Source organism: Lentzea sp. NPDC020367, assembly GCF_044387305.1.
In the GTDB taxonomy this organism is placed as follows: Bacteria; Actinomycetota; Actinomycetes; order Mycobacteriales; family Pseudonocardiaceae; genus Lentzea.
This window is the reverse complement of the sequence record NZ_JBIRVV010000007.1, coordinates 387,375-408,293: the sequence shown is the minus strand read 5'-3', so window position 1 is coordinate 408,293 and position 20,919 is coordinate 387,375. Positions and strand designations below refer to the sequence as shown.

The following is a 20,919-nucleotide window of genomic DNA, read 5'->3' as shown; positions in this document are numbered from 1 at the left end:
GATCATGATCATGGCTTTACCGTTCCACGCATGACCCAGCACGGTGCCGGCGAGCAGCTCGTCGTGCTCGCCGCGGCGGGCGCCACGCAAATCACCTGCTTCAGCGGCGTCACCATTCCCGTCCTGCTCAGAACCGAGTGCTACGCGAAGGCCCTGGCCAGGGCACTGGGCCTCGCGCCGACGCCGGAGCTGCAGCGCGACGGCGTGTTGCCGCAGTGCGTGTTCTTCATCCACGAGTACGCGCTGCAGACCGTGGTCGGCGGCAACCGGCTGATGGAGGACCAGGTCCTGCACCTGCTGTTCCACGCGCCGTCGATCCGGATCGTGCCGGCCAGCGCGGGCGGGGCGGCGGCGGTCGGGCTCGACTACGCGCTCATCCAGTACGAGCACGAGCCGCCGCTGGTCTACCTCGCGAACTGGACGCTCGCCAGTGACGCCGCGACGGTGGAACGGGCCGTGGCCATCTTTCAGCGCATGCACGCCGTCGCTCTCGACAACGAGCGGTCGCGTGACGTGCTGATGGAGTACGTGGCCGTCTACGACCGCTAGGGCCTGTATCGAAGTCTGGTCCGCGATAGCCGGGCCCGAGGCGGCCCCTGGCGGCACGGCCGAAGGGCCCACATACAACACCGGTATGCGGGCCCTTCGGCCGCACCGCCAGGAACCACCTCAAGCGCGACTCTCATCGACCCAGACTTCGATACAGGCCCTAGGGCGTGTTGCGGCGCAGGAACAGCCGCATGCCGTCCTCACCGGGCAGCGCGCACAGCAGCAGTTTGACGTTCTGGTGTCGCACCGGAACCGCACACGAGTCGCCTGCCAGCAATGTTCCCGCGAGCAGGCCGGCCGACTCGTGGTCGATGTCCAGCACGAAGTCGTTGCTCATGGATGGACCCTATGAGCTGGCCGCCTCGCAACCCAGTCACCCAAAGGTGTTGTCACGTTCCGGCGAGCTGCCTCGTCCACAGGGCATGACGAGGATCAAGGGAATCATGAAGAAGGACGCCGGCCCGCTGCTCAAGGCCGTGTACTGGTTCGCGCGGCGGGAGTTCGGGGCGGTGCCGGAGCCCGTCACGGTGATGGCGCACCACCCGAAACTGCTGATGGCGAGCGGCCGGCACGAGCTGGCGGTCAAGAAGGCGATCCACGGGCCGTTGTTCGAGCTCTGCGTCTACCGGACGGCGGTGAAGCTCGGCTGCTCGTGGTGCGTGGACTTCGGCGCGATGCTGATGAAGCACGGCGGTCTCGACATCGAACGCCTCAAGCACATCGACGAGTACGCCACCTCGCCGCTGTTCACCGACCTCGAACGCAAGGCGCTCGCCTACGCCGACGCGATGACCGACACGCCCGTCGCGGTCACCGACGAGCAGGTGGCGGAGCTGGAGAAGCTGCTGGGGCGCAAGGAACTCATCGCGCTGACCTACCAGATCGCGCTGGAGAACCAGCGCGCCCGGTTCAACAGCGCGTTCGACATCAGGGACCAGGGCTTCACCAGTGGTGACGCCTGCCGCGTACCGACAAACTAGAGCGGTGGAGAAGATCGCCCTGACGGGTGCGCAGGAGACCATGCTCGCCACTCTGTACGGCCGGGCGCTCGACAGCGAGCGCCCCGCGTCCGTGCTGCACGACGACGAGGCCAAACGCGCTGTCGACCGCATCGACTACGACTTCGGCAAGACCGGGATGAACACGACGTCGGCGGTCGGCGTCGCCATCCGCGGGCGGGTGCTCGACGACTGGACCCGCGAGTTCCTCCGCGCCAATCCGTCCTGCACGGTCCTGCATCTGGCCTGTGGGCTGGACACTCGCGCGCATCGGATCGAACGGCCGGACACCGTGCGGTGGATCGACGTCGACATGCCGGACGTCGTCGCGTTGCGGCACAAGCTCTTGCCCACGCCCCAAGGCGACTACCGGCTGGTGGCGTCGTCGGTGACCGAGGACGCGTGGCTCGCCGAGGTGCCCGCCGACCGTCCGGTCGTCGCGGTGTTCGAGGGCCTCTCGATGTACCTCACGCAGGCGGAGGGCCATGCGTTGATCAGCCGGATCACCAGCCGGTTCGCCGGCGGTGAGCTGCTGTTCGACGTCTACGGCTCGTGGGGGATCAAGCTGCAGAAGCTCGTGCCGGCCGTGCGCAACGCCGGCGCGACCTTGCACTGGGGTGTCGACGATCCGAGCGAGATCGAGGCCCTGTGTCCCGGACTGACCACAGTGGACGCCTGGCGCAGCGTGGACCTGCCGCACCTGGACGCGTTGCCCAGGTCCGGCAGGATCCAGATGAAGGTCGTCAGCGCGATCCCGAAGCTCCGCGACGTCGGGAAGCTGCTGCGACTGCGGTGGTAGGGATCAGTTGTCGATGACGAAGTCGAACTTGGCGGTGTAGCGGTTGCCGACGAGCGGACCGAGCTCGACCTCGCACTCGCGGTCGAGGTAGGCGTCGCGCCGGTTCAGGTAGGCCACGTTCATCCCGTACGCCCTGAGGTTGTCCGGGAAGAACAGCTGCGTGGTGAGGATCGGGCCGCCCCGCGCCTGCACCTTGACGTGGATGTGCGGGGTGCGGCCGGGATAGTCCTTCGGCACGATCGTCTCCAGCACGTACGCGCCGGAGGCGTTGCTGAACTGGTGGCCGCGCATCTTGAACGTGGTGTTGTCGTACACACCGCGGTCGTCCGCCTGCCAGAAGTCCAGCAGTGCGTTGGGAATCGGCGCGCACTTCATCGTGTAGACGAACCCGGTGATGCTGAGCACGATCCCGGTGACGCCGGGCGTGCGCAGGTTCGTGCGCTGCGGGGAGTTCCGCTTGAAGTAGGGACCCTCGATGTTCGACGGGGTGTCGTCGTCATCGACGCAGGTCGGGGTCAGGGGGAGAGGCGCGCTGCGCGCCGTGGTGGTGCCGGCGGCGGTCAGTGCGACCACTGCGGCCGCACCGGTCGCCAGGAACGCCCGGCGTGAGGGGTTGTCCTGTTCGGGCATGTTCGAACTCCGGTGGTTGCAACCCGCGGCAGGGGGCTTGGGCTGGACCAGCGGACAGGACGTTAGCGACGAAACGATCCCGGCTCCAGTTACGGTCCAGACCAAAACCCCGTCAGAACGCGACGTGGGCGAGCTTGTCCGGGTTCGCGATGTCGTAGACGGCCACGACCTTGCCCTCGTGCACCGTGAACGACGTCACACGCGCCGTCACGTCGCCGTACGCCGGCATCGCGAAGCCGAGTTCGCCGTTGACGAACACCGGCCGGTGCTCCTCCGGGAAGCCGTACTTGCGGATGAGGCCGAAGAAGAAGCGCGCCACCTTGTCCGCGCCGGTGACCGTCTGGACCGCGGTGCGCACCTTGCCACCGCCGTCGCCGATCATCACGGCGTCCGGGTGCAGCAGCGCGAGCACGGCGTCGAGGTCCCCGTTCGCCATGGCCCGCAGGAACTTCTCCAGCACCTCCTGCTGCTCGGCCAGCGCCGCGCGGGGCGGCGGTTCGGCGTCCGCGACGGCCTTGCGGGCACGGGACGCGTGCTGGCGCGCGGAGGCCTCCGAGACCTGCAACACCTCGGCGATCTCGGTGAACGGCAACGAGAACGCGTCGTGCAGCACGAACGCCACCCGCTGGTCCGGGGTGAGCCGGTCGAGCAGCACCAGCGCCGCCATCCGCACGCCGTCGGAGCGCACCACGCTCTCCAGCGGGTCGTCCTCCGCGCCGGTCGTCAGCAACGGCTCCGGCAGCCACGAGCCGACGTACGTCTCGCGGCGCACGGCGGCGGACCGCAGCCGGTCGAGGCAGATGCGGCTCACCACGGTCGTGAGCCAGCCGCGCGCGTCCTGCACACCCTCGGCCTTCGCGAACCGCGGCCACGCCTCCTGCACGGCGTCCTCGGCGTCGGCGAGACTGCCGGTCAGCCGGTAGGCGACGCCGATGAGGTGCGTCCGATGGAGTCCGAAGACGTCAGCGGTGGTCACAGTTGGCAGTTTGCCAGGGGATTAGACTCAGCCGTGTGGCAGGACGCATCAGGGAAAGCGACATCGCATTGGTGCGTGAGCGCAGCCGGATCGACGAGGTCGTCGGTGACCAGGTTTCGCTGAAGCGAGCGGGTGGGGGCGCGCTCAAGGGGTTGTGCCCCTTCCACGACGAGAAGTCGCCGTCGTTCAACGTGCGCCCGTCGCACGGCACGTTCCACTGCTTCGGCTGCGGCGAGGGCGGCGACGTGATCGCCTTCGTGATGAAGGTCGAGCACCTGTCGTTCGTGGAGGCGGTGGAGCGGCTCGCGGACCGGGCGGGCATCCACCTCACCTACGAGGGCGGCGGCGCCACGATCCAGCGCGACCGGGGCACGCGCGGCAGGCTCATCGAGGCGCACAAGGTGGCCGCCGAGTACTACGCGGAGCAGCTCAAGACGCCCGAGGCGCAGGCGGCGCGGGAGTTCCTGGCCGAGCGCGGGTTCGACGAGGCAGCGGCCCGCCAGTTCGGCTGCGGCTTCGCGCCCGGCGGCTGGGACAAGCTCACCAAACACCTGTTGGGGCGTGGTTTCGAGCTCCAGGAGCTGATCAAGTCGCAGCTCGTCAAGGAGGGCAAGCAGGGGCCGATCGACCGGTTCCACCGGCGGCTGCTGTGGCCCATCAAGGAGATCAGCGGCGACGTCGTCGGGTTCGGTGCGCGGCGGATCTTCGACGACGACCCGATCCAGGCGAAGTACCTCAACACCAGCGAGTCGATGATCTACAAGAAGTCGCACGTGCTGTTCGGGCTCGACCAGGCCAAGCGGGAGATCGCGAAGCGCAAGCAGGCCGTCATCGTCGAGGGCTACACCGACGTGATGGCGATGCACCTGGCCGGCGTGCCGACGGCCGTCGCGTCGTGCGGCACCGCGTTCGGCACCGACCACATGAACGTGCTGCGCAGGCTGCTGATCGACGACGACGTGAACGGCGAGGTCATCTTCACCTTCGACGGTGACGAGGCCGGTCAGAAGGCCGCGCTGAAGGCGTTCGAGGGGGAGCAGCAGTTCTCCGCGCAGACCTACATCGCGGTCGCTCCGGACGGCATGGACCCGTGCGAGCTGCGGCAGGCCAAGGGCGACGTGGCGGTGCGCGACCTGGTGGCGCGGCGCATCCCGTTGATCGAGTTCGCGATCAAGGCCCAGCTCAGGTCCTACGACCTCGACTCGGTGGACGGCCGTGTCGAGGCGCTCAAGAAGATGGTGCCGTTCGTCGCCCAGATCAAGGACAGGGCCAAGCGCGACGGCTACGCGACGCGGCTCGCCTGGTGGGTGGGCTGGGACGACGAGGCGATGGTCGTGCGCCGGGTCCGTCAGGTCTCCGGCGGCAAGACGCCCGCCGTCCCCGCCGCGCGCGTCGACCCGAACCAGATCGCGCTGGGCGTGGAGGTCGACGGCCCGGCCAGGCCGAACCCGCGCGACCCTCGCCTGGTGCCCGAACGCGAGGTGCTCAAGATCGCACTGCGGCTGCCCGAGTACGCGGGGCCGTTGTACGACTCGCTGCCGGACGAGTCGTTCACGGATCCGGCGTACGTGGCGCTGCACCGGGCGATCCGCGAGGCCGGTGGCGCGTCCTGCGGGCTGGAGGGTTCCGCGTACCTGGAGGCGATCTCGCAGGCGTGTTCGCACGCCTCGGTGCGGTCCGTGATGACCGAGCTCGCGGTGGAACCGTTGGCGGTCAAGCAGAACGACGAGTTCCGCTACGTGTCGATGGTGATCGCGCGGTTGCAGGAGGTGCAGGTCGGCAAGCAGGTCGAGGACGTGAAGTCGCGGTTGCGGCGGCTGTCCCCGATCAAGGACGCCGACGAGTACCGGGCGCTGTGGGGCGACCTGGTGGCGCTGGAGGAGTACCGCAAGGCGCTCCTGCAGCAGAGTGCGGGAGTGCTGTAGTGGGGTTGTTCCGACGGGTGTTCGGCGACGGCGCGCCGGACGGGTTCACCGGTGAGCTGGAGCGCGACGAGACCGTGATCGCGCACGCGCCCGTGCAGACCGGCGGGCACGTCGTGGTGACGTCGCTCGGGCTGTGGGTGCCGGGGGAGTCGCCGCGGCGGATCGGCTGGCACCTGGTCAGCAAGGTGAAGTGGGAGGGCGCGCTGCGGGTCGTCGAGGCCGTCGAGGCCTCCACCGAGGGTGCCGTGGTGCTGCTGGAAGACCTTCCCGCGCAACGGTTCGCGCTGGACGACCCGCGCCGGGTGCTGCGGGCGATCAGCCAGCGCGTCGAGGGGTCGATCCGGGTGCGCGAGCGCGTCGAGTCGCCCGGTGTGTGGATCCTGCAGCGCAAGGTCCCCGGCCGGGACGGTGTCGTGTGGCAGGCCCGCGGGGATGCCGGCGTGGACCTCGACGCCGTGCGTTCGGCCGTGGCGGTGTTCTCCGAGGGACTGGCGCGCTAGCAGTACGCGTGTACTGTTAGCCGTATGTGGGATCCGGCGCAGTACCTGGCCTTCGCCGATCACCGTGCGAGGCCGTTCTACGAACTTGTGGCGCGCGTACAGGCTTCGGAGCCTCGTCGCGTGGTGGACGTGGGCTGCGGGCCCGGCAATCTGACCGTGTCGCTGTCCTCGCGGTGGCCTTCGGCCGTGATCGAGGCGTTCGACTCGTCGCCGGAGATGGTCGAGGCGGCCCGGGCTGCGGGTGTCGATGCCCGCGTGGACGACGTGACGACGTGGGAGCCGTTGCCGGACACCGATGTCGTGGTGTCGAACGCGGTCCTGCAGTGGGTCGCGTCACATCCCTCGATCGTGTCTAAATGGGTCGAGGCGCTGCCTGCCGGCGCGTGGCTCGCGTTCCAGGTCCCCGGCAACTACGCGGACGCGTCGCACCGGCTGATCCGTGAGGTTGCGGGGGAGTCGCTGGCGCACGTTTTCCGTGCGGAGAAACCGGTTCTGGCCCCCGTGGAGTACGCGGACCTGCTCGGCGACTGCACTGTCGCGGACGTCTGGGAGACCACCTACGTGCAGCGGCTCACCGGTCCGGACCCGGTGCTCGAATGGGTGACTGGCACGGCGTTGCGGCCCGTGCGCGCGGCACTGTCCTCAACGGACTGGGAGGCGTACGTCGCGGAACTGGCGCCGCGGCTGCGTGAGGCGTACCCGCAGCGAGCCGACGGCACCACTTGGTTCCCGTTCAGGCGGATCTTCGCGGTCGCGCAGGTGTGAGGCCTGTCACGGTCGCGGCGTCACCGGCGGAGTGGCGACCTTGCCGTTGGTCTCCTCCTGGTGGCGCCACGGAGCCTTCTCCGCTGCCTTTCCAGCGGCGTCCGCGGCCAGATCCTTGGCCTGAACTGCGGCTTCGAACGCCTTGTCCTTCGCCTGTGCCGCCGTCTTGCGCACCGTCGGGTTCGCGGTGAAGCGGTGCCAGAGGCGCACGATCTGGTCGTAACGCTCCCGCCCGGCCTTCGCGCCGAGCACGTAGCCGATCGCCGCGCCGACCAAGATGCCCTTCATGTGACGTCTCCTCTCGCATCGTGCCTGGTCAAGACCTGTGCTGCCGCCAAGTGGGGGGTGCCTGCAAAACCCCTTTCGCGACTCATGTAGAGTTACCCACTGTCAGGAGGAACCAAGCCTGACAAGCTAGAACAACCGAACATTCCCCCATAGCTCAATTGGCAGAGCATGCGACTGTTAATCGCAGGGTTACTGGTTCGAGTCCAGTTGGGGGAGCCATCGCCTAGACCCTAGTCCACCGACTGGGGTCTTTTGCTTTGTACGGGTTTGCTCCAGCTTGGGGTGCATGGCCCGCTACGCGAATCTTCGTCGCATCTCCTCGCTGGACCCGGTCGCCGACCACGAGGAGATCATGCGGATCTCGGCCGGCCTGGAGTTCCCGTGGGACTACCAGAAGTCCCTGGAGATGGCGCTGTTCCGCACGTACTGCGTCCCGACGATCTCCGGTCTGCTGGAACGCACCGGCGAGTTCGCGCGGCGGCCGCAGAAGCGCTACGACGACACCGCGATCCTGATGGCCGAACTCGTGGAGCACGGCTACGACTCCCCGCGCGGACGTGAGGCGCTGCGCGTGGTCAACCGCCAGCACGGCCGTTATGACATCTCGAACGACGACATGCGCTACGTGCTGTCGACGTTCATCTACGACCCGATCGACTGGCTTCAGCGCTACGGCTGGCGCCCGCTGACGCACAACGAACGGCTGGCGGGCTTCCACTTCTACCGCGCGGTCGGCGCCCGCATGGGAATCCGGGACATCCCGGCCGGCTACGACGAGTTCCTGGCGTTCAAGACGGCCTACGAGCAGAAGCACTTCGTGTTCGCGCCGTCGAACCGCCGCATCGGCCAGTACACGCTCGACCTGTTCTGCTCCTGGTACCCGTCCGTGGCGCGCCCAGTGGTCGCACGGGCCGTGGTCGCGATGCTGGACCCGGCGATGGTGCGCGCGTTCGGCTTCACCGCGCCACCGTCGTGGGTCGGCGCCGTGGGACGCCGGGCGTTGCGCCTGAGGGCGTTCGTGGTGCGCCAGATGCCGGTGCGGAAGGGTTTCAAGCTCACGAGCACCCCCAACCGCACCTATCCGGGCTACCCGCGCGGCTACCGGCCGTCGGACCTGGGCGCGAGCTCCAGCACCGCCCGCTGACCGTTGAGCACGAAGCCCATGGCCTTCAGGAACTCGTTGCCGGGCTTGAAGTCGTCGAGCCTCACCTGCACGCGCGTGACTTCCGGAAAGCGCTCGGTCAGTGCCTTCGCCATCTCCCTGCCGATGCCCCACCTGCGCAGGTCCTTGGGCACCAGGAAGAACCTGATGTCGGCGTGACCGGGCGCGGGGTGGTCCACCACGAGGTCCACGAACCCGATCATGCCCTGGGCCTGCGCGACCAGCAGGTGCTTCTGCTCGAACGCGGCACCCTCCGGCAACGCGTAGAAGAGACTTTGCACATCACCGGGTCCAGAAGGATGGCCCGTGGCAGCCTGAAACCAGTCGTCGCAGTCGGCGAACAGCGCCAGCACCTCCGGCTCGTCCGCCGGGGTGAAGTCGCGGAGGGTCAAACGCACGTGTCCAGCCTATGTGTCGCTCGCCACGGGGGTGCGCAAGGGCCGTTCGGCGTGATCGGTATCCTCCACGACGCAGCGTGAGCGGGGGGAAGTAGCTCAGTTGGTCAGAGCAGCGGACTCATAATCCGTCAGGTCGTGGGTTCGAGCCCCACCTTCCCCACTAGAACTACCAGCGCAAATGGGCTCCTCGAAGATCCAGACTTGATCGCCTCTTCCGGTTTTCGGCAGCACTCGCGCCAACCCGGCCCACGGCACCCCGCGACCCGCTTACAGTGCCGGAATGGCGGAAGACGGGTTCGTCGAAGTAAGCGGGGCCAACCGGGGCAACAACGTGATCCCGCGCCTCTTCGCCGTGGCGTTGATGGTCACCGGGCCGATCGTCTACGCGGCCAACGACGGTGGCACTGTCGGCATCGTGCTCACCGTGGTGCTGCTGCCGCTGGGCATCGCCGTGTGGCGCGGCACCACGCGCGCCAAGCGGCGGCTGCTGCGCCTGGACGAGGTGGGTCTGCCCGCGACCGCCGTGGTCCTGTCCGTGGAGCCGATCAGCGAGGACCCCACGGTCCGCGTCCGGCTGCTGATCAAGGGTCCGGACGTGCCCGAGTTCGTGATCGAGCACGACACCAGGTACGACCCCGAGCTGAAGCCGGGGAACAAGCTCGTCGCGACCGTCGACCCCGACGACCACCGTGACTTCGAGCTGGACTACTGAGGAACGCTTTGATGCCCCACGGACTACGGGGCGCGCAGGCCTTCGACGTAGATCGACAGGAAGCGGCGCCACTCGCCGGGAGAATCCCGGATCACCTGGGCCATGGCCCTGGTCAGGGTCGCCATGTCCGTGATCGTGTAGTCGGCGCGCAGGGTGCCGCTCTCGATGGCGCGCATGATCAGGATCTCCGAGTGGCCGGCGCCGCGGTGACAGGCTGACACGACTTCCGGGGCGTTCGGGAGGTCGCGGGCCAGGATGTCGTTGAGTCCGCGGTCTTCTGCCTGCAGGGCGTAGACGTCTTCCAGGTAGACGACGAACGCGTGCCACGGGTCCTGGTCCGCCAGTGCCTTCTCGCTGATGACGTCCAGGGCGGCCAGGCGCTCGGGGAAGATCGCCGCGACGAGGTCCTCGCGGGTCGGGAAGTGCTTGTAGAGCGTGCCGATGCTGACTTCCGCGCGGCGCGCGATGTGTTCCATCGGGACGTCGAGGCCGCGTTCCGAGAACAGCTGTGTGGCCGCTGCCAGCAGCTTCTCCCGGTTGCGTGCCGCGTCCGCACGCAGGGGCTTCGACGCGGTGACCATGGGCGGATCCTACTCGGCGGCTAAGTCGAGGGTGCCCTCAAGTTTTGTGGTAGCGTCGGTCCGGTAAGTCGAGGGTAGCCTCGAATTAGCGTTCGGAAGGACGAAACCCATGTCTCCCACCGCAGTTGTGCTCGGGGTCGGTCCCGGGCTCGGCATGTCCATCGCGCACCGGTTCGGTCGCGAGGGCTACGACGTGGTGCTGATCTCGCGCAGCAGCGCGCGGCATGCCGGCTACCTCGCCGAGTTGGCCGACGCCGGCGTGACAGCGCGAGCGGTCGCCGTCGACGTGAGCGATCGCGCGCGGCTTCTGTCCACTTTGGACGAGATCGGGCCGGTGGACGTCGTCTACTACGGGCCGGCCGCCGCGAACATGGAGACCATGCCCGGCGAGATCACCAAGACGACGTCCGACGAGACGCGCGCCGCGATGGACATGGTCTACCCGGCGATCGACGTCGTCGAGCACGTTCTGCCGGGTGTGGTCGAGCGCGGTGGTGGCGTGCTGCTGGCCGGTGGGCTGAGCTCGGTGGTGCCGCTGCCGATCCTTGGCGCTCTTGCGTTGTCGTCGGCCGCGCTGCGCAACTACGCCGTGACGCTCAACGCGGCGCTCGCGGACAAGGGTGCGTACGCGGGCACGCTCACCATCGGCGGTGTGATCGAACGCGGCGACATCCACAAGCTGGTGGAAGCCAGTCCTGAGCAGTTCGGGGGTCTGGCCGGGCACACGCTCAACCCGGACGACATCGCCGAGACCGCGTGGCAGATGTTCGTGAAGCGGGACCGCGCGGAGGAGGTGTTCAACGTCCTCAGCTAACGCGGAGCAGGTCAGGCGGTCGGCGCTGACGGCCTGACGTGCCGGCTAGACCTGTTGCGGGACCCCGAGGTGCTTCAACGGGGAGGGGCGCGCGACGGTGTGCAGCGCGTGCGCCACTAGTCGCCGGATCCGGAACGCTCCGGTGGGGAGTTCGTCGACGAGGTTCGCGTTGGTCAGGCCGTGCAACGCGGTCTCGCTGCGTGCGGGTGCCCAGCCGAGCACGGTGCTGAGGCCGCCCGTGCACAGGCGCCGGGCCGGGGCGGCGGCGAGCGTGGTCAGGGCGGTCTCGCTGTCCGTCGGCACGTCGCGGAGACGGGAGCGCACGCTGTCCTCGAACGTGCGTCCCTCCAGCCACAGTCCGGTCAGCCGTCGTGGGTCGGCCTCCAGTTCGCGGACCGCGCGGCCCAGCGGCCAGGACGGGTGGCAGGCCAGCCAACGGGCCACGCCGCACAACGCCAGTGGCACGCCCTCGCAGAGGTCCGCGATCTGCCCGGCGGCTTCCGGCTCGCGGCGCACGCGGTGCTCGCCGGACAGCGCGGCGAGCAGGCGCACCCCCTCCTCGCGGGGCAGCGGGCCGAGCTCGAACAGCAGGTTGCCCACCGCGCCGGGCAGGCAGAGTCTGCTGACGACGATCATGGCGTTGTCCTGGCCGCCGGGACGCAGGGCGCCCAGCACGGAGACGGAAGACGCGTGATCGACGATCACGAGTGTCCGCCCGTGCGCACTCCACGCTCTGAAGCGCCTGCCCACCTCGTCGAGGTCGGCGACGGCCGGCATCGGCACGCCCGCCCGGTGCAGCCGGTCGCGGATCAGCGCCGCCCCGGAGTCCGGCTGCTGGTCGGTCCCGGCCAGGTCGATCACGACCACGCCGCCGGGGAAGTGGTCGCGGAGATCGTGCGCGGCCCTGAGCGCGATCGCGCTGGTGCCCACTCCCGGCGCACCGACGATCTCGATCACGCGCAGGCCGCCGTGGTTCGGTCTCGTGAGAACCTCGCGCAGCCCGGCCAGTTCGCGGCCGCGGCCGACCAGCGCGGGCGGCTCGGGCAACTCGGTGCGCCGGGCCGGGACGGCCTCCCGCTGCCGGGGGACGTCGATCGGCTCGTCCTGCAGCACCTCCTGAAGCACGCGCTGCACGCTCGCGGACGGTGCCACCCCGAACTCCTGGTCGAGCTGGGCGCGCAGGCGGTGGAAGACCTCCAGCGCCTCGGCCCGGCGGCCGCTGCGGTGCAGGGCGAGCATCAGCTTGGCGGAGAACGCTTCGTGGGTCGGCTCGTGCCTGGTCAGCCCGTACAGCTCGTCGATGAGCTGGTGGTGCCGCCCGAGCCGCAGATCGGTGTCGACGCGGAGCTCGATCGCGCTCTTGCGGGACTGGCCGAGGCGAACGGCGACCGAGGACAGCATCGGTCCCATCTCCACTCCCGCGAACGCGGGACCGCGCCAGAGGTCCAGCGCGGCTTTGAGGGAGTGCGCGGCCTCCGCGAACCGCTCGTGGTCGAACTCGGTCCTGGCGGTGCCGACCAGCGTCTCGAACCGGATGATGTCGAGCGCCGCCCCGGAACCTAGCCGCAGCTCGTAGCCGCCGGTGCGGGTGAGCAGGGCGCTGCGGCTCAGGTCGCCGTCCTGCCCGTCGCCGAGCGAGAGCAGCTTGCGCAGGTGGTAGACGTAGGTCTGGACGGTCCGGGTGGCGCTGGCGGGCGGCTCGTCCTCCCACAGCTCGTCGACCAACTGGTAGGTGGGCACCACCTGACCCGCGTTGAGGCTGAGCGCCGCGAGCACCGCGCGCTGTTTCGCCGCCGAGATCTCTATCTCGACTCCGAAGCGTTGAACCTGTAATGGGCCGAGCAAGTTCACGTGCATTCCGATTTCCCCCCAAAGTGCGGCGTGGCAGTCGGAGTATTCGGGGAACAGGTGACCGCGCGGAGAGATTCCGCTTTTTCACGATGTCTGACCGGTCGGAAGCCCCCACATCCACCTGAGCCAATGTGAGCGACTTTAGTAGTCACCCCAAGAGAGTGCTTGTGTCACAGGTCACAGGGTGACGCGTCGGTTGGCGTGTCCGGCTCGACAGTTCGGTGCGCTGGGATGGCCGGCAGGTGCGGGCACTGCTGACTCAACGTCATATCTGCTGTTCGGCGAACTCGAGCCATCACTCTCCGTCACTCCGTCGGGTGATTCTGCTGCTCTCTGCCCGTTTCATCCCGGCTTTGGGAGATGTCCGCTTTTAGAAGAGTCGTAACAATTCACGCCACCGGTTCGTCTGATTGGTTCGGTTTCTGATCGGTGATGCCGATGACGGCGATCGGAACTACCGGGAATGCGCGGCACGACCGACCGGCCCGCTCGACGCCGCTTCGACATCCGCTCGACGGGGTGATGAATCAGTTCATTCCACCCACAGGAGCGCCGGTGGACCGGTGCCCGAACACCGCGGAGGTAGGAGTGCGTTCGTTGCGGGTCGTGGTCATCGGGGGCGGACCCGCCGGTCTGTTTCTCGGCCGGCTGCTCAAATTGGCGGATCCCACGTGCGTCGTCGAGGTGCACGAACGCAACGGGCCGCAGGACGCGTTCGGCTTCGGCGTCGTGTTCTCCGACCGGACGATGTCGGCGTTCCGCGCCGCCGACCAGGAGACCCATCGGCGCATCCGGTCGGAGAGCGTGTCGTGGACCGACATGGAGATGCGCCTGCCCGGCCACGTCCTGCGCTACGGCGGTTACGGCTTCACCGCGATCTCCCGCCGGGTGCTGCTGCAGGTCCTGCAGGAACAGGCCGCGGACGCCGGCGTCGGTCTTGTCTTCCACAGCGGCATCGACCTGGCACGGGCGGGCGAGGGGCAGCCGGACGTCATCGCCGTGGCCGATGGCGTCAACTCGGCGGCACGGACCGAGCTGGCCGGACGCCTCGGCAGCCGGGTGGAGACCGGTTCCGCGAAGTACATCTGGTTCGGCACCGAGGCCCGCTACGACGCCGTCGTCTTTCCGTTCGCGCAGACCAGTTACGGCGTTTTCGGGGCGCATGCCTACCCGTTCGCGGACGGCCTGAGCACCTTCATCGTCGAGACCAGCGAATCCACCTGGCTGGCAGCGGGGATGGACGCCTCCACCGCGGGAGCGCAGGCACCCGGCCAGACCGACGAGTACACCCGGCGGTTGCTCGGCGAGGTCTTCCGCGACCACCTCGACGGGCGGCCGCTGATCGGCAACAACAGCAAGTGGGCCGACTTCCAGGTGGTGCGCAACGAACGCTGGTCCGACGGCCGCGTGGTGCTGCTCGGCGACGCCGCGCACACGGCGCACTTCTCCGTCGGTTCCGGCACCAAGATGGCGATGGAGGACGCGATCGCGCTGTCCGCGGCGTTGACGAGGGCCGGTTCGACGACGGAGGCCTTCGCGAGTTACGAGGCGGCCCGCAGGCCGCCGATCACCCGCACCCAGGCCCTCGCCGAGCCGAGCATGCGCTGGTGGGAGACGTTCGGAAACCGCACGAGGCTCGCGCCCGCCCAGTTCGGCCTGCACTTCCTCACCAGGACGGAGGCCATCGGCTACGCCGGACTGCGGCGCAGGCACGCCGCGGAGATCGACGAGGCCGAGACGCACGTCGCCGCCCAGGCCTGGGCCGTCGTGCCGGGCTCACCCATCGTCACCAGGGGTCCCGCCGCGGCCGGCGGCGTCGAGAACGGTCTCCACCTGCCCATGCAGCTGGGTTCGGTGCCGCTGGGCAACCGGATCGTGCTCCCGCTCGCCGGAACCGCCGCCGAACAGGTGCGGCAGGCCGGTGCCGGCGCCGCCGCGGGAGGCGCGCTGCTGCTCGCCGACTGGCGTGCGGGGCACCAGGCCGACGGCTGGTCCGCCGCCGCCGAGCGGGCACGCGAGTGCGACGTGGTGTTCGGGGTCGTGCTCGACATTGCCACCGCCCACCTGGCCGCGCCTGCGCTGGCCGCGGGGGCGTTGGTGCTCGAGTTCGTGGCGAGCGGTGACGACGAGACCGACGACCGCGTGCTCGGCGGCCTGCTCGACCTCACCGGGCCGGACGCCGCGGTGCTCGCCGGATTCGCGGTGCCGGTGGGATCGCCGTGGTCAGCACGGGCCGAACGGGTCCTGGACCGCTGCGAGAAGCTGATCGCCGGCGGTGTGTGCGCGGTGCACGTGCGCCGTGACGCCGTGCGGACCTGGTCCCACGCGCTCGCGTGGGCGGACCGGTTGCGGACCGAACGCGGTGTGCCCGTGCTGGCGGACGGCGAGGACGGCTGGGCGGCGGGCGTGCGGGCGGAGGACTCGCAGGACGACTGGGCAACGCGACTGCACGTGGCGGTGGTGAGCGGCCGCGTCGACATGGTCGCCGCGTGGCCGCTCGGCAGACCGCGGGTGCGGGTCGCCGCCGGGTGACCGGGTCAGGCCACCGGACTGGCCAGGTCCGCGTACACCTCACGCGCGGACGCGAGCAACGCCGCCACACTCGGCTTGTTCTCCTGGCGCCGCAACCAGGTCATGGTCACCGTGGTCCGGGAGTTCGCTCCCTGCAGTGGAATCGCCACCACGTCACCGCGGGCCACGTGGTCGGCCGCCGCGATCTCCGGCACCAGCCCGCAGCCGAGGCCGGACGTCACGCACTTGCACAGCGCCGCGAGACTGCCCACCTCGGCGTCGATGAAAGGCCCGTTCGGCGCCGCGCTCAGCAGCGCCTGCTCCAGCATCGCGCGGAAGCCGCACCCCGTTGGCGTGGCGAGGAAACCGACGCCGTCGAGGTCGTGCACGCCGACCGCGGTCAGCGTCGCGAGCGGGTGGGCGGGCGGCGCGATGATCATCAACTGGTCGGTGGCGAGGGTCTCGCTCGTCAGCTCGGGATCGTCCGGCGGGTCGCCGAACGTGAAGCACACGTCCATCTCGCCGCGCTGCACCGCGCCGTACAGCTCGCCCCGGCCGCCTTCCTTGAGCGAGATCCGGACCTGGGGCCAACGCGCCCGGTAGCCGGCGAACAGCGCGGGAACCCGGTGGGCGCACAACGTTTCCAGCGCACCGATGACCAGCGCGCCGCTGGGTTCGGCGGGATCGTCCTCGACCGCGGCCCTGGCCTCCTCCACGAGCACCAGCACCTGATCGGCGTACCCGACGAGGCGTTCGCCCGCCGGTGTCAGGCTGAGCCTGCGCTTGGCGCGGTCGAAGAGCTGGGTGCCGAGTTCCGCCTCCAGCGCCTGGATCTGCTCGGTGACGCTGGACTGCGCGTAGTGCAGCTCGGCGGCCGCCTTCGTCAGGTTGAGCGTTCTCGCCACCACCCGGAACGTGCGCAAATGCCTGAGCTCCATGAATTCCCCCCGGATCCATCGGCTGTCCCGATGGAACTCATCTTAACTGCCTGTTTCCTTTCGACACCACAGAGCGACGATCGTGGACCCACGACGTTCACATCGGCGTCCGACCGTGCCTTCCGTCAGTCAGGGGAGAGATTTCGATGACCACCAAGCCCATCCGGCCGGACGCGCCGGTGGCCGATCCGGCGGAGCGGACCGGGCGTCCGGGTGGACTGCTGCTGCTCGGGCTGTCGCTCGGCTACTTCCTGGTCATGCTGGACACCACGATCATCACGGTGGCCCTGCCCGCGATCGGCGCGGACCTCGGCGGCGGACTGGCCGCCCTGCAGTGGGTGTCCAACGGCTACACGCTGACGTTCGCGGCGCTGCTGCTCACCGCGGGCGCCTGGTCGGACCGCTACGGCGGGCGCCGGGTGTTCCTGATCGGCCTGTGGTCCTTCGCCGCCCTGTCCGGGGTGTCCGCGCTCGCGGGGTCGATCGGCGTGCTGATCGGCCTGCGCGCGCTGCTCGGCGTCGCGGGCGCGCTGCTCGTGCCGACCTCGCTGGCGCTGATCGCGAACACCTACACCGTTCCCGCCGAACGCGCGAAGGCGATGGGGGTCTGGGCCGCGCTGAGCGGCACCGGCCTGGTCGCCGGGCCCGTTGCCGGTGGCCTGCTCACCGACGCGTTCGGCTGGCAGGCGATCTTCCTGGTGAACGTCCCCGTCGCGTTGTTCAGCATCTGGATCACCACGCGGCACGCGCCGGAGACCGCGCGCAAGACCAGCCGGGGCACGGACGTCACCGGGCAGGTCTCGGCGGTCGCGGCGCTCGCCGGGCTGACCTACGGGCTGGTGCAGAGCGGCCCGCTCGGCTGGGCGGCGCCGGAGGTGCTCGTGTCGATCGCGGTGTTCGTGGCCGCGACCGTGATCTTCGTGCTCACCCAGCGGCGGAAGGAGACCGAGAAGTTCTCCCCGATGCTGCCGCTGCGGCTCTTCCAGTCGCGGACGTTCTCGCTGGGACTGGTCGCGGGCGCGATCGTCAACTTCGGCCTGTCCGGCGTGCTCTTCGTGCTCTCCCTGTACTTCCAGGGCACCCGGCACTTCTCGCCGTCGGTCGCGGGCCTCGCCTTCCTGCCGCTGACGATCCCGACGGCGTTCAACCCGATCTTCACCGGCCGGCTGGTCGCGCGGGTCGGGCCGAGCGGACCGGCGATGGCGGGCTTCCTGATGATGGCGGCGGGCACGGCGGTCCAGGCGCTGTTCAACGGTGACTCGGTGCCGGAGACCGTCATCTCGCTCGCCGGGCTCGCCCTGCTCGGGTTCGGCGTGTCGTTCGCCATCCCGTCGCTGCTCACCGCGGTGGTGGGATCGGTGCCCAAGGAACTGGCGGGGATCGGCTCCGGCGCGCTGAACTCGGCGCGCCAGACCGGTGCCGTGATGGGCGTCGCGGTGCTGGGCGCGTTGCTGAGCAGCACCACCGCGTCCACGTCCGGCACGCGCACCGCGTTGCTCGTCGCCGCGGTGCTGCTGCTGATCGGTGCGGGGATCTCCGCGACCGCGTTGGCGCGCAAGACGACCACCTGAGACCACCAGGCGCACCCCCTCCGGAGCGGGGGCGGTGCCGGGCACAGTCCCGGCGCCGCCCCCGCTTCGGCACATGCGCCCTGACTGCCGTTCGACATCCGCTTGATCGTGGCTAGACACCAGCGAGCGACGGTGTTGCCAGACCGGAATCCGGTTGTGTGCCAACACGATTCGTTCATCTGGAGGAACCCAGTCATGGCTTCATCGCCCGATCAGCACCCGGACTCCGTCGACGTCGTGGTCATCGGTTCCGGACCAGGAGGTGCGTCCACCGCCATCAAACTGGCGCAGGCCGGGCGTTCGGTGCTCGTGCTGGAACGCCGCAAGCTCCCGCGGTTCCACATCGGCGAGTCCCTGCTGCCGCCCACCATGCGCATGTTCGAACTGATGGGCGTCCTCGACCGGATCAAGGAGCAGGGCTATGTGCCCAAGTACGGCGCGGAGTTCTCCGGTCCCACCGGGAAGTTCGGCCGGATCCCGTTCGACGGGCAGGGTCCGGGGCGGTACCCGTCGACGGTGCAGGTCGAGCGCGCGCACTTCGACAACGTGCTGGCCGAGTTCGCCCAGGAGTGCGGTGCGACGCTGGTCCAGGAAGCCACCGTGCACGAGATCCTCTGGGAGGGTGAGCGCGCGGTCGGCGTGCGTTACGAGCACGAGGGCAAGTCCTACACCGTGCGGTCCACCTACGTCGTGGACGCGGGCGGCCGCGCGAGCAAGATCGCCCAGACCAAGGGGCTGCGCCGCTACATCGACCAGCTGCGCATGATCGCGGTCTTCCAGCACTACAACAACCTGGACGAGAGCAAGAACCCCGGCTGGGAGGGCGACATCCAGATCGGCCGTCACGAGACCGGCTGGGTCTGGGCGATCCCGATCTGGAAGGACACGATCAGCGTCGGTTCGGTGATGCGCAAGGAGAGCTTCAAGGCGGACCAGGCGGAGGAGCTGTTCGCCAAGCACGTCGCGAGCCTGCCGCGCATCGCGGACCGGTTGCAGGGCACGACTCCGCTGTCCGACGACGTCCACGTCGAGACCGACTACTGCTACTACTCCGACACGATCGCCGGTCCCGGCTGGTTCCTGGTCGGTGACGCGGCCGCGTTCTTCGACCCGATCTTCTCCGCCGGCGTGCTGCTGGCCACGACGAGCGGGGTGCGGGCGGCCGAGACGATCGACACGCTCCTCGGCGCGCCGGAGCGGGAAGCGGATCTGCAGCACAGGTACGAGAACTTCTACAAGACCGGCTACGACACCTACTCCCGGGTGATCCACGCCTACTACGACTACGACTTCAACCTGCGGAAGTGGCTCGTCACCGTCGGCATGGACTCGCCGGAGGCCCGCTGGAACGACGACAAGTACGTCGTTCGCCTGCTGTCCGGCGACTTCTGGAGCGACAGCCCGGTCAACCAGGCGTTGCGGGCCGAGTCGAAGTGGAACACCTTCGCGCCGTTCGAGCGCGACCTCGAATGCCCCTACTACGGGCACCTCAACGCGGCCGAGGCCGCCGAGGAAGCCGCAGCCGCGGCCGTCTCGTAGCAGCGGTACCGGTCGTGGGCGGCGGCGAACCGTGCCCTGCCGCCGCCCACGGCCACTTCTCGTGGCCGGACATTCGAGGGAGGAAGTCGTGGGGGGAAACTTCGAGCTGGCGACCAAGGTGCTCGCCGCGCTGTTCGTGGTGCTGGCGGCCACCAGGGTCTGCGGCAGGCTCGCGCTGATCGCCGGGCAGCCGCGGGTGGTGGGGGAGATCGTCGCGGGTGTCCTCTTGGGACCGTCGGCGTTCGGCGCGGTGCTGCCCGGTGTGCAGCAGCACCTCTTCTCCGCCGACGTGAAGAGCGTTCTCTACGTGCTGAGCACGTTCGGCCTGGCGTTGTTCATGTTCCTCATCGGGGCGAGCCTCGACCACGGCTTCGTCACCAAACCCGCCGTGCGTCAGGCGACGGTGCTCGCCACGTCGGGGATCGTGCCGAGCTTCCTGCTCGGCGCCGGCGTCGCGGCCCTGTTCTACGACAGGCTGTCCCTGCCGGGTGTCACCGAGGTGCAGTTCCTGCTCTTCGTCGGCGGCGCGCTGTCGATCACCGCTTTTCCCGTGGTGGCGCGGATCCTGCAGGAACGCGGGCTGTCCAACACCCGGATCGGCTCGCTGACGCTCGTCGCGGCCGCCGTGGACGACGCCGTCGCGTGGGGCATCCTCGCCGTCATCATCGCGCTGGCCAAGGCGGGCGACGCGTCCGGTGCGGTTCTCACGATCCTGGGGGCGGCGGCGTTCGCCGGCCTCATGCTCACCGTCGGCAAAAGGCTGCTCAAACCGCTGGCGCGCAGGGTGGAGCGCGACGGCGAGCTGAAGCCGCAGACGCTGGCGGTGATCCTCCTGGTGGTGATCGCGGCGAGCTGGTTCACCGACTTCATCGGGGTGTTCTCGGTGTTCGGCGGGTTCGTCACCGGCCTCGCCATGCCGCAGAACCCGATCCTGCGCCGCGAGCTGACGACCCGCCTGATGGACTTCAACGCGATCCTGCTGCTCCCGGTCTTCTTCGCCTTCTCCGGCCTGAACACCCAGATGAGCGGCCTGACCGATCTCCAGGTGCTGTTGCCGCTCACCGCGATCGTCGTGGCGGCGTTCGTCGGGAAGTACGTCGGCTGTGGCCTGACCGTGCGGTTGCAGGGCTTCTCGTGGCGCTACGCCTCCGCGGTCGGCGGCCTGATGAACGCCCGCGGCCTGATGATCCTCGTCTTCATCAACATCGGGCTCGCCTACCAGCTGATCAGCCAGCAACTGTTCTCGATGCTGGTGGTGGTCGCCGTCCTGACCACGGCCGCCGCCCTGCCGATCTACCGGCTCTCCATGCCGAAGCACATCGAGGACGCCGAGAAGTGGACGCCGACGTCCGCAGAGTTCCTGCCCGCCACGACGCGGGACCCCGCCGCCTGACTCCGGTCGGCGCCATCTA

21 protein-coding genes and 2 tRNA genes are annotated in these 20,919 nt (G+C 69.2%); 15 read left to right on the top strand and 8 right to left on the bottom strand.

The window, feature by feature from the left end; genetic code table 11:
* Window positions 1-30 precede the first annotated feature (30 nt).
* Window positions 31-549: a Scr1 family TA system antitoxin-like transcriptional regulator gene (locus tag ACH413_RS30210; protein WP_360041969.1), complete on the top strand. Its 519-nt coding sequence runs from the start codon at window positions 31-33 to the stop codon at window positions 547-549.
* A 160-nt stretch (window positions 550-709) separates the two neighbouring features.
* On the opposite strand, the gene ACH413_RS30205 is transcribed toward ACH413_RS30210, so the two are convergent.
* The gene (locus ACH413_RS30205; RefSeq protein ID WP_157512840.1) at window positions 710-886 is read right to left on the bottom strand and encodes a hypothetical protein; all 177 of its coding nucleotides are present in this window, start codon (window positions 884-886) and stop codon (window positions 710-712) included.
* An 85-nt stretch (window positions 887-971) separates the two neighbouring features.
* On the opposite strand from ACH413_RS30205, the gene ACH413_RS30200 reads away from it, so the two are divergent.
* A complete protein-coding gene (locus tag ACH413_RS30200; protein ID WP_360042469.1) occupies window positions 972-1,529 on the top strand; it encodes a carboxymuconolactone decarboxylase family protein in 558 nt (185 codons plus the stop codon).
* 4 nt (window positions 1,530-1,533) lie between these two features.
* Window positions 1,534-2,346 carry a class I SAM-dependent methyltransferase gene (locus ACH413_RS30195; protein WP_360041973.1) on the top strand — a complete coding sequence of 271 codons (813 nt, stop codon included), beginning with the start codon at window positions 1,534-1,536 and terminating at the stop codon, window positions 2,344-2,346.
* A gap of 3 nt (window positions 2,347-2,349) precedes the next feature.
* Here ACH413_RS30195 and ACH413_RS30190 read toward each other — a convergent pair whose 3' ends face one another.
* Both ACH413_RS30190 and ACH413_RS30185 read right to left on the bottom strand, forming a co-directional pair.
* Window positions 2,350-2,976, bottom strand: coding sequence for a dioxygenase (locus tag ACH413_RS30190; RefSeq protein WP_360041976.1), 627 nt, complete (start codon window positions 2,974-2,976; stop codon window positions 2,350-2,352).
* A 112-nt stretch (window positions 2,977-3,088) separates the two neighbouring features.
* Complete coding sequence (locus ACH413_RS30185; protein ID WP_396425381.1) at window positions 3,089-3,961, bottom strand: sigma-70 family RNA polymerase sigma factor; 873 nt, start codon at window positions 3,959-3,961, stop codon at window positions 3,089-3,091.
* Between the two features lie 26 nt (window positions 3,962-3,987).
* Here ACH413_RS30185 and dnaG point away from each other — a divergent pair, with 26 nt between their 5' ends.
* From dnaG to ACH413_RS30170, 3 genes are read left to right on the top strand one after another with little or no spacing between them, the layout of a single operon-like run.
* Complete coding sequence (gene dnaG / locus ACH413_RS30180; RefSeq protein ID WP_360041982.1) at window positions 3,988-5,877, top strand: DNA primase; 1,890 nt, start codon at window positions 3,988-3,990, stop codon at window positions 5,875-5,877.
* Complete coding sequence (locus tag ACH413_RS30175) at window positions 5,877-6,377, top strand: hypothetical protein (protein ID WP_360041985.1); 501 nt, start codon at window positions 5,877-5,879, stop codon at window positions 6,375-6,377. The genes dnaG and ACH413_RS30175 overlap by 1 nt, the downstream gene beginning before the upstream one ends.
* Window positions 6,378-6,401: 24 nt before the next feature.
* Window positions 6,402-7,142, top strand: a complete 741-nt coding sequence (locus ACH413_RS30170) for a trans-aconitate 2-methyltransferase (protein ID WP_360041988.1) — start codon at window positions 6,402-6,404, stop codon at window positions 7,140-7,142.
* Between the two features lie 6 nt (window positions 7,143-7,148).
* Here ACH413_RS30170 and ACH413_RS30165 read toward each other — a convergent pair whose 3' ends face one another.
* Entirely contained in the window at window positions 7,149-7,430 is a 282-nt protein-coding gene (locus ACH413_RS30165; RefSeq protein ID WP_360041991.1) for a hypothetical protein, read from the bottom strand.
* A gap of 143 nt (window positions 7,431-7,573) precedes the next feature.
* On the opposite strand from ACH413_RS30165, the gene ACH413_RS30160 reads away from it, so the two are divergent.
* Both ACH413_RS30160 and ACH413_RS30155 read left to right on the top strand, forming a co-directional pair.
* Window positions 7,574-7,649 (top strand) — tRNA-Asn (locus tag ACH413_RS30160).
* Between the two features lie 67 nt (window positions 7,650-7,716).
* A complete protein-coding gene (locus ACH413_RS30155; RefSeq protein ID WP_360041994.1) occupies window positions 7,717-8,574 on the top strand; it encodes an oxygenase MpaB family protein in 858 nt (285 codons plus the stop codon).
* Here the strand turns inward: ACH413_RS30155 and ACH413_RS30150 are convergent.
* On the bottom strand, window positions 8,529-8,990 hold the full coding sequence (locus tag ACH413_RS30150) for a GNAT family N-acetyltransferase (RefSeq protein WP_360041996.1): 462 nt from the start codon (window positions 8,988-8,990) through the stop codon (window positions 8,529-8,531). The two genes, ACH413_RS30155 and ACH413_RS30150, sit on opposite strands and share 46 nt — an antisense overlap.
* An 85-nt stretch (window positions 8,991-9,075) precedes the next feature.
* On the opposite strand from ACH413_RS30150, the gene ACH413_RS30145 reads away from it, so the two are divergent.
* Together ACH413_RS30145 and ACH413_RS30140 are read left to right on the top strand one after the other, a co-directional pair.
* A tRNA-Ile gene (locus ACH413_RS30145) sits at window positions 9,076-9,150 on the top strand.
* Window positions 9,151-9,270: 120 nt separating this feature from the next.
* Window positions 9,271-9,702 (top strand): hypothetical protein, encoded by a 432-nt coding sequence (locus tag ACH413_RS30140; RefSeq protein WP_360041999.1) that lies wholly within the window; start codon window positions 9,271-9,273, stop codon window positions 9,700-9,702.
* Between the two features lie 23 nt (window positions 9,703-9,725).
* Here the strand turns inward: ACH413_RS30140 and ACH413_RS30135 are convergent, their stop codons facing one another.
* Window positions 9,726-10,283: a TetR family transcriptional regulator gene (locus ACH413_RS30135; protein WP_360042002.1), complete on the bottom strand. Its 558-nt coding sequence runs from the start codon at window positions 10,281-10,283 to the stop codon at window positions 9,726-9,728.
* Between the two features lie 109 nt (window positions 10,284-10,392).
* Here ACH413_RS30135 and ACH413_RS30130 point away from each other — a divergent pair, with 109 nt between their 5' ends.
* The gene (locus tag ACH413_RS30130; protein WP_360042005.1) at window positions 10,393-11,097 is read left to right on the top strand and encodes an SDR family NAD(P)-dependent oxidoreductase; all 705 of its coding nucleotides are present in this window, start codon (window positions 10,393-10,395) and stop codon (window positions 11,095-11,097) included.
* Between the two features lie 45 nt (window positions 11,098-11,142).
* Here ACH413_RS30130 and ACH413_RS30125 read toward each other — a convergent pair whose 3' ends face one another.
* Window positions 11,143-12,954, bottom strand: a complete 1,812-nt coding sequence (locus ACH413_RS30125; RefSeq protein ID WP_360042008.1) for a BTAD domain-containing putative transcriptional regulator — start codon at window positions 12,952-12,954, stop codon at window positions 11,143-11,145.
* A gap of 549 nt (window positions 12,955-13,503) precedes the next feature.
* Between ACH413_RS30125 and ACH413_RS30120 the strand changes: the two genes are divergently transcribed.
* Window positions 13,504-15,480, top strand: a complete 1,977-nt coding sequence (locus ACH413_RS30120; RefSeq protein ID WP_360042011.1) for an FAD-dependent monooxygenase — start codon at window positions 13,504-13,506, stop codon at window positions 15,478-15,480.
* A gap of 5 nt (window positions 15,481-15,485) precedes the next feature.
* Here the strand turns inward: ACH413_RS30120 and ACH413_RS30115 are convergent, their stop codons facing one another.
* On the bottom strand, window positions 15,486-16,397 hold the full coding sequence (locus ACH413_RS30115) for a LysR family transcriptional regulator (RefSeq protein WP_360042014.1): 912 nt from the start codon (window positions 16,395-16,397) through the stop codon (window positions 15,486-15,488).
* A 146-nt stretch (window positions 16,398-16,543) separates the two neighbouring features.
* Between ACH413_RS30115 and ACH413_RS30110 the strand changes: the two genes are divergently transcribed.
* The 3 genes from ACH413_RS30110 to ACH413_RS30100 all read left to right on the top strand — a co-directional run bounded on the left by ACH413_RS30110 (window position 16,544) and on the right by ACH413_RS30100 (window position 20,900).
* Window positions 16,544-17,968: an MFS transporter gene (locus tag ACH413_RS30110; RefSeq protein ID WP_360042017.1), complete on the top strand. Its 1,425-nt coding sequence runs from the start codon at window positions 16,544-16,546 to the stop codon at window positions 17,966-17,968.
* A 195-nt stretch (window positions 17,969-18,163) separates the two neighbouring features.
* Window positions 18,164-19,507 (top strand): NAD(P)/FAD-dependent oxidoreductase, encoded by a 1,344-nt coding sequence (locus ACH413_RS30105; protein WP_360042020.1) that lies wholly within the window; start codon window positions 18,164-18,166, stop codon window positions 19,505-19,507.
* A gap of 88 nt (window positions 19,508-19,595) precedes the next feature.
* Window positions 19,596-20,900 carry a cation:proton antiporter gene (locus ACH413_RS30100; protein WP_360042022.1) on the top strand — a complete coding sequence of 435 codons (1,305 nt, stop codon included), beginning with the start codon at window positions 19,596-19,598 and terminating at the stop codon, window positions 20,898-20,900.
* Window positions 20,901-20,919: the final 19 nt, after the last annotated feature.

Coding starts and splice junctions, on each gene's coding strand:
- ACH413_RS30210 (WP_360041969.1), top strand. CDS start 31: ATGACCCAGCACGGTGCCGGCGAGCAGCTCGTCGTGCTCGCCGCGGCG.
- ACH413_RS30105 (WP_360042020.1), top strand. CDS start 18,164: ATGGCTTCATCGCCCGATCAGCACCCGGACTCCGTCGACGTCGTGGTC.
- ACH413_RS30165 (WP_360041991.1), bottom strand. CDS start 7,430: ATGAAGGGCATCTTGGTCGGCGCGGCGATCGGCTACGTGCTCGGCGCG.
- ACH413_RS30125 (WP_360042008.1), bottom strand. CDS start 12,954: ATGCACGTGAACTTGCTCGGCCCATTACAGGTTCAACGCTTCGGAGTC.
- ACH413_RS30190 (WP_360041976.1), bottom strand. CDS start 2,976: ATGCCCGAACAGGACAACCCCTCACGCCGGGCGTTCCTGGCGACCGGT.
- ACH413_RS30115 (WP_360042014.1), bottom strand. CDS start 16,397: ATGGAGCTCAGGCATTTGCGCACGTTCCGGGTGGTGGCGAGAACGCTC.
- ACH413_RS30205 (WP_157512840.1), bottom strand. CDS start 886: ATGAGCAACGACTTCGTGCTGGACATCGACCACGAGTCGGCCGGCCTG.
- ACH413_RS30170 (WP_360041988.1), top strand. CDS start 6,402: ATGTGGGATCCGGCGCAGTACCTGGCCTTCGCCGATCACCGTGCGAGG.
- ACH413_RS30130 (WP_360042005.1), top strand. CDS start 10,393: ATGTCTCCCACCGCAGTTGTGCTCGGGGTCGGTCCCGGGCTCGGCATG.
- ACH413_RS30135 (WP_360042002.1), bottom strand. CDS start 10,283: ATGGTCACCGCGTCGAAGCCCCTGCGTGCGGACGCGGCACGCAACCGG.
- ACH413_RS30155 (WP_360041994.1), top strand. CDS start 7,717: ATGGCCCGCTACGCGAATCTTCGTCGCATCTCCTCGCTGGACCCGGTC.
- ACH413_RS30140 (WP_360041999.1), top strand. CDS start 9,271: ATGGCGGAAGACGGGTTCGTCGAAGTAAGCGGGGCCAACCGGGGCAAC.
- ACH413_RS30200 (WP_360042469.1), top strand. CDS start 972: ATGACGAGGATCAAGGGAATCATGAAGAAGGACGCCGGCCCGCTGCTC.
- ACH413_RS30110 (WP_360042017.1), top strand. CDS start 16,544: ATGACCACCAAGCCCATCCGGCCGGACGCGCCGGTGGCCGATCCGGCG.